This window comes from Methylobacterium sp. WL1 (genome assembly GCF_008000895.1).
Classification (GTDB): Bacteria; Pseudomonadota; Alphaproteobacteria; order Rhizobiales; family Beijerinckiaceae; genus Methylobacterium.
On the sequence record NZ_CP042823.1, the window covers coordinates 682673 to 695614 of the forward strand.

The following is a 12942-nucleotide window of genomic DNA, read 5'->3' on the forward strand; positions in this document are numbered from 1 at the left end:
GATGGCAGACACATCAGGCTTCAGTCGCCGCAAGCTCATCGCCATGGTCGGCGCCGCCGCCGGGAGCGCGGCGGCCTATCAGGTGATGACCAGCCTCGGGTTTGCCGGGGAATCGCCCTATCGCGGGCCGATCCAGCTCGACGGGGATCCCAAAGGCGCCTCGGTGCTGGTCCTCGGGGCCGGGCTCGCCGGCATGACGGCGGCGCTGGAGCTGCACCGGGCCGGGTACCGGGTGCAGATCCTCGAATACAACACCCGCGCCGGCGGCCGGAACTGGTCGCTGCGCGGGGGCGACACCTACACGGAGTTGGGCGGCGAAACCCAGCGCTGCCAATTCGACGCCGGCCTCTACCTCAATCCCGGTCCCTGGCGGATTCCCTACCACCATCACGGCGTGCTCGATTATTGCCGCCGGCTCGGGGTGGCACTGGAGCCGTTCATCCAGCTCAACCACAACGCGTTCGTGCACAGCGCGACCGGTTACGGCGGCAAGCCGCAGCGGATCCGCACGGTGAAGACCGATCTCGACGGTGCCACCGCCGAACTCCTGGCAAAGGCCACCCGCAAGGGTGCGCTCGACGCACAGGTCTCCAAGGAGGACCAGGAGATCCTGATCGAGGCCCTGCGCTCCCTCGGCGGCCTCGACGAGAACCTCGCCTATCGCGCCGGATCCGAGTCCTCGGTATTCCGCGGCTACGCCCACGATCCCGGCGGCGGCCTCTCGGCGCGCCCGGTCGACGGCGAGCCGATGGCGCTGCACGACATCCTGACCTCGCGGCTGTGGCGCGGCCTGCAGAACTTCCTGCTCTACGAGTTCCAGACCACGATGTTCCAGCCGGTCGGCGGCATGGGCCGGATCGGCGAGGCCTTCGCCCGCGCCCTGCCGCCGGACATGATCCGGTACGGCGCCAAGGTCACGCAGATTGCGCAGGATGCCCACGGCGTCACCGCCACCTACCGGGATCTCGGCCAGGGCGGCGCCATGCGGCAGGCTCAGGCGGATTGGTGCGTCTGCGCCCTGCCGCTGACGGTGCTGAGCCAGATCCCGACCCAGGTCGGCCCGACCATGAAGGCGGCGATCGACGCCGTGCCCTACGCCTCATCCGTAAAGGTCGGTCTTCAGTTCAAGCGGCGGTTCTGGGAGGAGGACGAGCATATCTTCGGCGGCATCTCCTACACCGACCTGCCGATCCGCCAGATCGCCTATCCCGCGACCGGTTACAATGCCGGCGGCAAGGGCGTTCTACTTGGCGCCTATACCTGGAACGGGCCGAACTCCTATGAATTCACAGCCCAGAGCCCCGCCGAGCGGGTGCGCCGGGCGGTGGCCTACGGCAGCCAGATCCACCCGCAATACCGCACCGAGTTCGAGACCGGGATCGCGGTGGCCTGGCACCGGGTGCCGTTCACCCTGGGCTGCGCCGGCGACTGGACCGACGAGGCGCGGGCCCAGCACTACGACAACCTCTGCGCGATCGACGGGCGGATCATGCTGGCCGGCGAGCACGCCTCATACATCCCGGCCTGGCAGGAGGGCGCGATCCTCTCGGCGCTTGACGCGGTCACGCGGCTCCACAAGAGGGTTCTGGCGGCATGAATGTCCTTTCGATCCCCCGAATCGTCGCGCTGCTGCTCGCCTCGGGCGGAGCCGCCACCGCGCAGGAGCACGCCACGATGGCGGCCCTGCCGTCGGCCGGTCCCGCGATGAGCCAAGGCAAGAGCTTCACCCAGGCCGAAGGCGAGGCGCTCTACGCCCAGGTCTGCGCCGCCTGCCACCAGGCGGGGGGCGAGGGCGCGGTCGGCGCGGCCTCGTATCCGCCGCTCCTGCACAACGAAAGACTCGCCGGCGCCGGCTACGCCGTCACGGTGCTGCTGTACGGCCTGCGCGGCATGCCCCCGCTCGGGCGCATGATGAGCGACACCCAGGTGGCCGCGGTGGTGAACTACGTCCGCACCCATTTCGACAACCATTACGGCGACGCGGTCGCCCCCCAGGATGTGAAGGCAGCACGGCCATGATCGGACGGATCCTGATACCGCTCGCCCTCGCCCTGTCGGCCGGGCCGGCGCTTTCCGAAGACATCACCCGGCACCCGATCCCTGGCTCGGACTTCCCGATCTCGGAAGCGGTCGAGGTGCCCGCCGGGCACGCGACCGTCTATCTCAGCGGCTTCGGGCCGGCCGTGACCGATCCCAACGCCGAGAAGAACACGGTCGCCGCCTTCGGCGATACCCGCGCCCAGACCGCCTCGACCCTAGCCGCCATCGAGGCGGCCCTGAAACGCCGGAACCTCTCCCTCCGCGACGTTGTGAAAATGACGGTCTTCTTGGTCGGTGACCCGGCCAAGGGCGGGCGGATGGATTTCGCCGGCCTGATGGAATCCTACCGCGCGACGTTCGGGACGGCGGCTCAGCCGAACCTGCCGACCCGCTCGGCCGTGCAGGTCGCGGCGCTCGCCAATCCGGGCTGGCTGGTGGAGATCGAGGTCACCGCCGTGCGGCCGTGACTAGGGATTGCTCAAGCTACACGGATGCCCACCGCGTCATCCCGCGGCCGCGATATCCGGGATGAATTCGGTTTCGGCCGGCTGACGCGACCCGCTCCGTCATGGCGGTCAGCGAAGCACCCCGGGATGACCGGGGTTGCTGTCGGACCGGCGTCGGCAAGCAACTTGCGCGTCGGACGGCGGGATAGTGCCTGCCTCCCGCAGCAAACACTTGGAAACGGATGGGTCTCAATCCGCAATTCAACGCGCGCCGCCGCACCAGTATGCTCCTCGTCGGCGGGCGCTCGCCACCTGATTTGCATGACTGTAGTTTCTCGACTGCAATTGCTTTACTGAATGTACGCGAACGAAGAGATGCACGATTTTTACTAAATATTTTAAAAATTTATATTAAATCAATTTCTTATTAGAGAGATAAAACGCGGCCGTGATTAAACATCCTTGGTCGGCGGCGCCATCATCCACCTGTAACGGCGGTCAGTTCAGCCGCACCCTCAAGATTGTCGGCACATAGCCCCGACCGGCACGGGGAGATGTCGTTTCTCCGGCAAGCGCCCGTCAATCTATAGGTGACCGAAGTTGTCACGTTATAAGTTCAGATACGGCTTTCGCTTGGTCACGATTTTATCGAAGCGCGTTAAATTCTCGCGCCACAAAGCCGCTGCCTTTTGTGTCGGCGATAGACCTGAAACCAGATCTCTCATGCCATCCGGGGAGAATGGCGGATTCGGGCAGAAATACGGGGTTAGCGGCCTGCTGGCGTAGTAGTTATAGAACAAGGCCCTGCGATTTTTGCTGGTGGCAGGCTTGCCCCTGTGGTAGTATTTCGATGTATCACAAAATATCACGGACCCCGCCGGGCCGGTGAAGGTTGTGATGTCGAAATCGATCTTGCCCTCGTTTTGAGCCTGTATCAATTTCTGTTGCTTGAAGCCTCGTGATTTTTCAAGATCGGAGGTTTTGTGTTGCAAATGAAGAATTTCAAAAGGTCCGTCGTCGTCACCGACATCGTTCAGATAGATGGCAACTTTCACCATCGGAGTGTCTTCGCTATCTTTGTGCCAAGTCCTGGCGCCTTTTTCTAAGCCATCGGCAACAGTGAAAAATATATCGACTCCTCCGAACGCGACGGGGAGCTTCAAGTAATGCTCAATGATTTTAAGAAATTTGTCATCCAGTCCCGCGGAGAAAATGACCTTGAATTGATCCAGCAAAGAGGGATTTGCGTCGAGCAACCTTATGATGTCGATAGTCTTGCCTGTTTCGAGGTAGGTCCGTTCCGTCTCATCATAGATCCGATTGGCGGCGGTACGAAATCGGTTCGCCGTGAAGGATTCGAATAAATCCACGTCCGCCCTGCAGAACCCCTGCTCACTCAACGCATGCGCGAGCGGCAGCTCCTGAAACGTCAATATCGGCAACTTGTGCCTGTGAGCTTCGACATCAGACGCCCGGTTGTTGATCGACCTGCGCTGGATAGGACCAAGCGAATAGACCAAATGCGTTGTCTTGGACGGCCATTGTGCAATGCGATGGAAGATCTTTCGTATCGTGACGTCGATCTTTCGCATCGCTGTCATAAGGCACCCGCTGCTAAAAAGTTAGGCGCGCAATGGCTCAGTGTCCGTCGCTTCTGCTTTCCACCCATGCCTTCAGAGTATACACGTCTCTGAATGTTTCAATTTTTATAGGTCAATACCATCTTTAAGTGTTTCTATTTCATTCATGTTAAATGTCAAGCTCAAATTGGCGGTCTTGAAGCCCAATTCTCGCTCCCACTACCGCTCTTGCCGACATGTCTCCAGTGGACTGGTTCACCGTCAATCTTCCGCGCACGGGGCCGATCGACCAGATCGCCAACATCACGGCGTTGCCGGCCTCACGCGCCGGTCCAGCGTGCGGGCCGCCGAAGTGGAGCGGGGAGCGGGAAAACGCCTATTTTTCGAGGCGTTGGCGCCAAACTGAGACGTGTCGATCCGCTTGGTCGAACGTCTCTATCGCGACCCCATCCAAACAGCTCGAGAGGGCTGGCCCAAAACCCGGCTCCTACCGCAGGGACGCCCCCGGCTCCCCGGCCCAAGCCGGCGCGTCATCCCCCAGCCGGCGGGCGGCCCGGTCCCAGCGCATCGCGGCACCCGCGACATTCAGCGGTGGGCGCAGGCGATGCGCAGGCCCCCAGGAGGTCGCCTCGACCTCCGGGGCGAGATCCTCCGGGGTCTCGGGGGCGAAGGCCGGTTTCCGGTTCGGCTGGCCGGCCGCGATCAGGAACGCCGCCGTCCGGGCGAGCGACAGGCGGGCGCGGCCGCCGGTGCCGTCTCGAAGCCGGTGGGCAGCAGGCGGAGCGCGCCCGCCGCCATGAGGTAAGCCGGTGGCGTGGTCGAGCGCCTGGACCGGGAGCGGCACTGGCGCCTCGGCCTGCCGCCAGGCCTGCCCGGCCTCGGCGAGGCCGCAGCTCATCTGCACGAGGCTGTCGAAGCCGCGCCGCCCCGCCCAGGGGCCGGTCCAGCCATAGGCGTCGAGCGCCACGTCGATCAGGCCCGGGGCCAGGGCCCGCCGCGCCTCGGGGCCGTAGCCGAGGCCGTCGAGGGCGCCGGGGCGGTAGCCGTGGACTAGCACGTCCGCCCCCGCCAGCAGCGCCTCGAAGGTCGCCCGGTCTGCGGCCCGGCGCAGGTCGAGGCGGGAACAGGTCTTCCCCAGCGTCATCTCGGGCACGAGGGCCGGCTCGTCCCAGTCGGGCGCATCGATCCGCAGCACATCCGCCCCGAACCCGGCCAGGAACCGGGTCGCCACCGGGCCGGCGAGCACCCGGGTCAGGTCGAGCACCCGCAAACCCGCCAGCGGCCGCTCCGGCCGGGGCCGCCAGCGCGACGCGCTCCGGTCGGGGTCCGAATCGAACGCCACCAGGGGCTCGGCCGCCACCGCCCGGCCCTGGGGATGGGACGCCCACGCCTCCAACCCACGCATCTCGGCCGCGCAGCCGCCCTCGGCCACCACCGCCGCCTCGAGATCCGCCTTGGCCCAGCCGGCCACCGCCCGCGCCATGCCGGCCCGGTCGGCCTGGGCGCCGAGCACCCGTTCGGCCGCCGCCCGGTGATGCGGGGCGTTGGTGTGAAGCCGGATCCAGCCGTCCCGGGTCCGGTAATCCCCGGCCACCGGATCCCAGGGCGCCGGCACCCGCCAGTTATCCGGCCGCAGCGACGTCGCGAACCAGGCCGCGGCGAGCCGCCGGTCCACGGCGACCGGCCCATCGAGGCCCGCAACTTCCGCGAGCGCCTGGCCGGCGGCTGCAATCGAGGCCGCGGCGAGGTCCGTCACCCGGAATGCGGAGGGCAGGGCGCCGGACCCGGAAACGCGAAGTCTGGCGGCAGGCCGTGAAGGCTCTGCGAAGGGAAGCCGGACTTGGGCGGCCAATTCTTCGTCGATCCCGGGCATGGCGCGTCCCCCCCGCTGCGAGCACCGCGCATGATCGCGCATCCGCGGGCGGGTAGGCTAGGGTGCCGGCCGCGCTATAAGGGTCCCATGTCCGAGGCCGAAACCCCGCCGCTCCTGTCCGTCGAGGGCCTGTCCGTCGCCTTCCGCTCCCGCGCAGGCGAGACGGCGGCGGTCGATTCGATCGGCTTCACGATCCACCGGGGCGAGACCGTCGCGCTGGTGGGGGAATCGGGCTCCGGCAAGTCCGTGACCGCCCTGGCGATCCTGCGGCTGCTCGACGGCGCGGCGCGGCAGAGTGGAAAAATCCTGTTCAAAGGCAGGGACTTGGCGGTTCTACCGGAACGCCAGATGCGCGATGTGCGCGGCGCCGACATCACCATGGTGTTCCAGGAGCCGATGACCTCGCTCAACCCGCTCCACACGATCGAGCGGCAGATCGGCGAGGTGCTGGGGCTCCACCGCGGCCTCACCGGCAAACCCGCCCGGGCGCGGATTCTCGAGCTCCTGGAACTGGTTGGCCTGCGCGATGCCGCGCGCCGCCTGGGCGCCTACCCGCACGAACTCTCCGGCGGCCAGCGCCAGCGGGTGATGATCGCCATGGCGCTGGCCTGCGAACCGGACCTGCTGGTCGCCGACGAGCCGACCACCGCTCTCGATGTGACGGTGCAGGCCCAGATCCTGGCGCTGCTCGCCGACCTTCAGAAGCGGCTCGGCATGGCGCTCCTGTTCATCACCCACGATCTCGGCATCGTCGAGCGCATCGCCGACCGGGTCTGCGTGATGCTGAAGGGCAAGATCGTCGAGGCCGGCGAGACCAAGGCGGTCTTCGCCGACCCGCAGCACGACTACACACGCCGCCTGATCGCCTCGGAACCGAAGGGCCGGGCCAACCCGGTCCCGGCCGACGCGGCGCCCCTGGTGGAGGCCGGCCCGCTCAAGGTCTGGTTCCCGCTGAAGGCGGGCGCGTTCCGGCGCGTCACCGGCCACGTCAAGGCGGTGGACGGGGTCTCGCTCACGGTGCGGGCGGGCGAAACCGTTGGTGTCGTTGGCGAATCCGGGTCCGGCAAGACCACGCTGGGCCTCGCCCTGCTGCGGCTCACCGGCTCCGAAGGCCCGATCGTGTTCCTGGGCCAGGCCATCGACGGCTTCACCGTGGCGCAGATGCGCCCGCTCCGGAAGGACATGCAGGTGGTCTTCCAGGACCCCTACGGCTCGCTCTCGCCGCGCATGTCCGTGGCCGACATCGTCGCCGAGGGGCTGATCGTGCAGGGCACCGCGCGCTCCCGGGCCGAGCGGCGGGCGGTGGTCTCCAAGGCGCTCACCGATGTCGGCCTCGACCCGGCCGCCATGGACCGCTACCCGCACGAATTCTCCGGCGGCCAGCGCCAGCGCATCGCCATCGCCCGGGCCATGGTGCTCAACCCACGCTTCGTCGTGTTGGACGAGCCGACGTCGGCGCTGGACCGCTCGGTGCAGGCGCAGATCGTGACGCTGCTGCGCGACCTGCAGCGCGAGCGCGGGTTGGCCTACCTGTTCATCAGCCACGACCTGAAGGTGGTGCGGGCGCTCGCGAACTACGTGGTGGTGATGCAGAACGGCCGGGTGGTCGAGGAAGGCCCGGCGGAGACGATTTTTTCCGATCCGCAGACACCCTACACACGGGCGCTGTTCAAGGCCGCCTTCGCCCTGGACAGCGATGTCGCCGCCGAGCTGGAGCCCGCCTGAAAGTGGCGCGCGCCCTCCTCATCGTCCTCGATTCCGTCGGCATCGGCGGCGCCCCGGACGCCGCAGCGTACGGCGATACTGGGTCCGACACGCTCGGGCATATCGCCGAGGCCTGCGCGGCGGGCGCGGCGACCAGGCGGGCCTGCGCGCCGGCCCTCTGCGCCTGCCCCATCTCGCCGGCCTCGGGCTGGGTCTGGCGGCCGCCGGAGCTTCGGGCCGTATGCCTCCGAACCTCGACCCCGCAGGTGAGCCGGAGGGCGCCTACGGACATGCCGTAGAGACAGCCGCCGGCAAGGACACCCCATCCGGCCATTGGGAGATCACCGGGCTACCGATGCCCGAACCCTGGGGCCATTTCCCGAACAGCCAACCAGCCTTCCCGGCCGCGCTGACGGCGGCGTTGATCGCGGAAGGCGGCCTGCCCGGAATCCTGGGTGACCGACACGCGCCCGGCGTCGCCATCATCGACGAACTCGGCGCCGAGCACGTCCGGACCGGTCGGCCGATCTGCTACACCTCGGCCGACAGCGTCTTCCAGATCGCCGCCCACGAGGAGGCGTTCGGATTGGAGCGCCTCTACGCGCTTTGCATGACCGCGCGCCGCCTATGCGACCCCTACCGGGTCTGCCGCGTGATCGCCCGGCCGTTCATCGGCTCCGTGGCGGCGGGCTTCCGCCGGACCGGCAACCGCAAGGATTTCGCGGTCGCCCCCCCGGGGCAAACCCTGCTCGACCGGGCCGAAGCCGAGGGCCGGGCCGTGGTCAGCGTCGGCAAGATCGGCGACATCTTTGCCCACCGCGCCACCGGCCGCGAGATCAAGCCTGGCGCGAACGCGGCCTGCCTCAATGCGGCCCTGGACGCCTTGGGAGATCTGCCCGAGGGCGGGCTGATCTTCGTGAACTTGGTGGATTTCGACACGGAGCACGGCCACCGCCGGGACGTGCCCGGCTACGCCGCGGAACTGGAGGCGTTCGACGCCCGCATCCCGGAGATCCTGGCGGCGCTCGGGCCCGGCGACCTGGCGGTGATCACTGCCGACCACGGCAACGACCCGACCTGGCCGGGGACCGACCATACGCGGGAGCAGGTACCAGTCCTGGCTTTCGGCCCCGGTGTCGCGTCCCGATCGATCGGCCGGCGGGACACCTTCGCCGATATCGGCGCCACCCTGGCGGCCCATCTCGGATTGGCCTGGGATGGCGCCGGCCAATCGTTCCTGTAGGGAGCCGAGACATGCGAGACGACGACGAGCGGCCGCGCAAGGCCGTCGCCCACGAGATCGGGCAATCCCTCGACACGCTGTCGCTCTCCGACCTCGACGCGCGCGTCGCGCTGCTGCGAGAGGAGATCGCGCGGATCGAGGCGGCCCGGGCGGCCAAGCAGGCCGCACAAGGCGCGGCCGACGCCTTTTTCAAGCGGGGCTGACATCTTGGATCGGACCGAAACCCTCGCGGCCCTGCGGCGCGGCGATCTCGCGGGCGCCCGGGAACTGCGGTTGCCGGACGGACTCGCTGAATTTCCCCAGGAGGTGTTCGGCCTCGCAGACACCCTGGAAGTGCTGGATCTCGGACGTGGTAGCCTCGCCGATCTGCCGGTCGATCTCGGCCGCCTCAAGAATCTGAGGGTGCTGTTCTGCTCCGGCAATCCGTTCGCGCGGCTGCCGTCCGTCCTCGGCCAATGCCCGACGCTGAGCCAGCTCGGCTTTCGCGGATGCGGCATCCGGGAGGTGCCGGCGGAGGCGCTGCCACGCGACCTGCGCTGGCTCACCCTCACGGACAACCGGATCGAGACGCTGCCGAACACGCTGGGGGCACGGCCGCTGCTACAGAAGCTGATGCTGTCGGGCAACCGCATCGCGCATCTGCCCGAGAGCTTGGCGGAGGCGCAGAACCTCGAACTGATCCGCCTGTCCTGCAACCGTCTCGAGGCGCTGCCGCCTTGGCTGGCACGCCTGCCGCGCCTCGCCTGGATCTCCTACGCGGGCAATCCCGCCGAACCGCCGACGGAGCCCGCACCGGCGGCGGCCGTGCCGTGGACCGCGCTCGAGGTCGGCGATTTGCTTGGGGAGGGTGCCTCGGGCCGGGTCCACCGCGCCGTCTGGCGCGGACCTACTGGCCCGCAGGAGGTTGCGCTGAAGCTGTTCAAGGGCGCGATGACCAGCGACGGTCTGCCGGAGCGCGAGATGGTAGCCTGCCTCGCTGCCGGAACCCATCCGGCGCTCACAGGCGCCCTCGGCCGGCTCGTCGACCATCCCGACGGTTCGCAGGGCTTGCTGCTCCGGCTCTTGCCGGCCCAGTGGCGCGTGCTCGCCGGCCCGCCGAGCCTCGCGAGTTGCAGCCGTGACGTCTACGACCCCACCCTGACGCTTGCCACAGGGCATGGCCTGCGCATCGCCGGCGCGGTGGCCGAAGCCGTGGCCCATCTGCACGGGCGTGGCCTGCTCCACGGCGACGTCTACGCCCACAACACGCTGTGGAATGCCGCAACCGGCGCCGCCGTGCTCAGCGATTTCGGCGCCGCCTCGGCGCTGCCTGCTGGCGAAGACGGTGCGGCGCTGAAGCGGATCGAGGTGCGGGCGGTGGGGATCCTGCTGAGCGAGTTGCTGGACCGCAGCGACGGGGCCCCGAACGGGCTGCAAACGCTTGTGGAGGCCTGCCTGCAACCGACCCCGACGAACCGGCCCGATCTGGCGGAAGTGATCTCAGCGATCACGACCGAAGAAACCTTTGACCGGTGCTTAACCTAGGGCCATTCGCGATCCGGGATGACGATCATGCATCCGGGGCCGCCACGATCACCGGCCCTTCAGCCCTCAGTTCCCCGGATACGTACCAGCTATCCCACTGGGAGAACTGCTGAAAAACCCGGACATATCCCTTCGCCGCGAGAAGCGCGTCGATCGCGACCTCGTTCTTCGGATTGTTCTCGACAGATAGGACATTGAATTTTCGGCTGAAGCTGTAAGCCGAAAGGATGTCGAGTTCGCTCCCCTCGGTATCGATCGACAGGTAATCGATGCAAGGTGGCGCCGCGTAGGCGTCGAGCAGATCGTCCAGGGAAATGGTTTCGATCTCGATGCGCTGCCCACGGCTGCGCGTCTCGGCGAAATGGTCGGACTCAGCGAAACGGGCGATGCCGCTCAATTCGGGATCCGAGTCGTTGGTGGCGATGAAGGTGACCGTCTCGTGCGACCGGGACGAAACGCATCTGTGTTCGATCGCGGCGTCTCGCTCGGCCGCCAACGCGGCGTGCCAGATAGGATTCGGCTCCGCAAGAATCCCCTTCCACCCCAGTGTTTTTTCGAGCAGCCACGTGTTGCTGTTCTTCCTGCCATTCGTGGCCCCGAATTCTACAAAGTAGCCGCCGATCTTCTCGCCCAGCTCGAAGCAAACCCAGAGATCCTGCAAAATCTGCGATTTCGATTGAGACCTTCGCGCAAGGCAATACGCAAGGAACGTCGCATCGCGATCCAATACGAACCGTCGTACCTGCTTCCTGTTGAGGCGCAAAGCGTTGAATAACATCTTTTGGATGGCAACATTGTCTAACAGCTTGCCGGCCAAGCTAGACGCACCGGAAAGGAGATATTCCCTCGAAGTCATCACCGTCCGGCCCAGATACATGAATTTGCGCAGCGCAGTAAATGTTTTTACTGTAATGTCAAGGACACTGCGCAGCGCATCTCATGCGATCGGCACCGATTCAGTTCGGTCCCGAGCCGGCAGACGATACGATTTCCCGAAAACCCTGGCCCGCTCCGGGACCAGGTCGCCGCGCGGGCATCCAGGAAAGACCCGGCCTCGCCCTTCGACACCGGGACACCGGGCGATCTCCATTCGTCATCGTCGACCGAGGCGGAGGCCGGGAGGCGCTGCCGCATCGGCGTGAGACCGGAGGGCCTCGCGAGCCTATCGCGACAGCGGTGGTCCCGGATCGATCGCCGGCAACTCGTTCGCCGGGAGGGCCGCGCCGACCTGCGCCTGCGCAGTTCCGACCCCGCGCGCCCGGTTGGCCAGGGTGACGGTGAGGCGCTCGGCCGTATCGGGCTGCATCGCCGAGAGCACCTCGGCCATCTTGCGCGGGTTCATGGCCAGCACGATCGGCACCAGCACGTCCTGGCCGAGGCGGTCGAACACCCGGGCAGCATCCTTAGGCTTCATCGTCTCGTACATCGTGACGATGTTCTTGAGCCCCTGCTTCTCGGCGTCCTCGCGGGCCTTGGCAGCCGAATCGACCTTCTCCTCCGCCTGCTTAAGGTCGCCCAGCCCGGTCTCGAGCTTGCGTTCGGCCTCGTTGAGCATCTTCTCGCGCAGTTCCAGCTCGTCGTTCTTCTGCCGCAGCGCGTCGCGCCGGGCGCCGAGCTTTTCCAGGAGCGCGCGTTCGGTCGGGGAACCGGATGCCGCCTTCGCCGGCTCGGGCGCGGGCATCTCCGACGGCTTCTCGATCGGTGCCGCGGCCGTCTCCTCCTTGGCGCCGACCGAGCCGGTGGTACCGGGATCGGGGGGCTCGTAGCCGGTGCGCGCCCGGGCCACCGCCCGGCCGTATTCGGGCAGGGTTCCGGCACCCGGCAGGCCGACCTGCCCCAGGGTGAGCAGCTTGAGCAGCAGCAGGCCGCCGGCTGCGATCGCCACGGCATCGATCAGGCGCAGCCGCACCGGCCGCACGGGCTTCAACCGCGGGCGGCGCAGGGCCGTGGCGTCCGTGCGTGGCGCCTTCGGGGTCGGCTTGGGTGCCGGTGGGATCTTCGGGGCCGGGACGCCGGTCACGCGGCGCGCGCCCGGACGCGGGCGAGGGCGCGCTCGCTCATGGCCAGGGCCGGCGGCGGCGGCGCCGAGGCGCTCGCCGTTGGGGCTCGCGGGCTCGGACCGGCGCGTCGCGGGAACCTCGGCTCGGGGACCGGCCGCGGGCGGACGGCGGCTCGGACCGGACCGGCGCGGCCCGCATCTGCGCGACGATTGCGCCGATGCGCATCACGACGGTCTCCCCGGCCTCCACCTGCGCAGCCAGTTCGGCGGAGCGGGCTGTGGCGGCCTCGATCCGCGTGGTCAGGGTGCGGTCGCCGTCATCGATCGCCGAGCGCAGCCCCGCGATAGCGCGCTCGGCGGTGCTGGTGGCGACCATCAAGTCGCCGATAGTCTGGCGCAAGGCCGCCTCGTCACCCTTGAGTTGGCTGATCCGGCGCGACAGGCGCAGGCAGGTGACGATCGTGGCCGCCAGGAGGACGGCGACCAGGATGTCGGCGGCGAGCGTGACGAAGAGACTCATGATCCGGACCTAT

The 12942-nt window shown here is 67.6% G+C and carries 11 protein-coding genes and 1 pseudogene; 7 read left to right on the plus strand and 5 right to left on the minus strand.

Features of this window, described 5'->3' with window-relative positions:
- Window position 1: 1 nt before the first annotated feature.
- The 3 genes from FVA80_RS03625 to FVA80_RS03635 are packed head-to-tail and all read left to right on the plus strand — an operon-like array spanning window position 2 to window position 2507.
- Entirely contained in the window at window positions 2-1597 is a 1596-nt protein-coding gene (locus tag FVA80_RS03625) for a flavin monoamine oxidase family protein (RefSeq protein ID WP_147909374.1), read from the plus strand.
- The gene (locus tag FVA80_RS03630; protein ID WP_147909375.1) at window positions 1594-2019 is read left to right on the plus strand and encodes a cytochrome c; all 426 of its coding nucleotides are present in this window, start codon (window positions 1594-1596) and stop codon (window positions 2017-2019) included. Before FVA80_RS03625 ends, FVA80_RS03630 begins: the two co-directional genes overlap by 4 nt.
- Window positions 2016-2507, plus strand: a complete 492-nt coding sequence (locus tag FVA80_RS03635; RefSeq protein ID WP_147909376.1) for a RidA family protein — start codon at window positions 2016-2018, stop codon at window positions 2505-2507. Before FVA80_RS03630 ends, FVA80_RS03635 begins: the two co-directional genes overlap by 4 nt.
- A 587-nt stretch (window positions 2508-3094) precedes the next feature.
- Here FVA80_RS03635 and FVA80_RS03640 read toward each other — a convergent pair.
- Window positions 3095-4078, minus strand: a complete 984-nt coding sequence (locus FVA80_RS03640) for a hypothetical protein (RefSeq protein WP_246692251.1) — start codon at window positions 4076-4078, stop codon at window positions 3095-3097.
- Window positions 4079-4553: 475 nt separating this feature from the next.
- Complete coding sequence (locus tag FVA80_RS03645; protein WP_246692252.1) at window positions 4554-5822, minus strand: CoA transferase; 1269 nt, start codon at window positions 5820-5822, stop codon at window positions 4554-4556.
- Between the two features lie 204 nt (window positions 5823-6026).
- On the opposite strand from FVA80_RS03645, the gene FVA80_RS03650 reads away from it, so the two are divergent.
- From FVA80_RS03650 to FVA80_RS03665, 4 genes and pseudogenes are all read left to right on the plus strand, one after another.
- Window positions 6027-7664 (plus strand): ABC transporter ATP-binding protein, encoded by a 1638-nt coding sequence (locus FVA80_RS03650; protein ID WP_147910563.1) that lies wholly within the window; start codon window positions 6027-6029, stop codon window positions 7662-7664.
- A 2-nt stretch (window positions 7665-7666) separates the two neighbouring features.
- Window positions 7667-8886, plus strand: a pseudogene (locus FVA80_RS03655) (phosphopentomutase).
- Window positions 8887-8897: 11 nt separating this feature from the next.
- Window positions 8898-9089 (plus strand): DUF1192 family protein, encoded by a 192-nt coding sequence (locus FVA80_RS03660; protein ID WP_147910565.1) that lies wholly within the window; start codon window positions 8898-8900, stop codon window positions 9087-9089.
- A 4-nt stretch (window positions 9090-9093) separates the two neighbouring features.
- Complete coding sequence (locus FVA80_RS03665) at window positions 9094-10410, plus strand: leucine-rich repeat-containing protein kinase family protein (protein WP_147910566.1); 1317 nt, start codon at window positions 9094-9096, stop codon at window positions 10408-10410.
- A 25-nt stretch (window positions 10411-10435) separates the two neighbouring features.
- On the opposite strand, the gene FVA80_RS03670 is transcribed toward FVA80_RS03665, so the two are convergent.
- The 3 genes from FVA80_RS03670 to FVA80_RS03680 form a co-directional block, all read right to left on the minus strand.
- Window positions 10436-11227 carry an FkbM family methyltransferase gene (locus FVA80_RS03670; RefSeq protein ID WP_348642441.1) on the minus strand — a complete coding sequence of 264 codons (792 nt, stop codon included), beginning with the start codon at window positions 11225-11227 and terminating at the stop codon, window positions 10436-10438.
- Window positions 11228-11572: 345 nt separating this feature from the next.
- A complete protein-coding gene (locus tag FVA80_RS03675; protein ID WP_187193586.1) occupies window positions 11573-12430 on the minus strand; it encodes a hypothetical protein in 858 nt (285 codons plus the stop codon).
- A 37-nt stretch (window positions 12431-12467) separates the two neighbouring features.
- Window positions 12468-12929 carry a DUF6468 domain-containing protein gene (locus tag FVA80_RS03680; protein WP_246692253.1) on the minus strand — a complete coding sequence of 154 codons (462 nt, stop codon included), beginning with the start codon at window positions 12927-12929 and terminating at the stop codon, window positions 12468-12470.
- Window positions 12930-12942 lie beyond the last annotated feature (13 nt).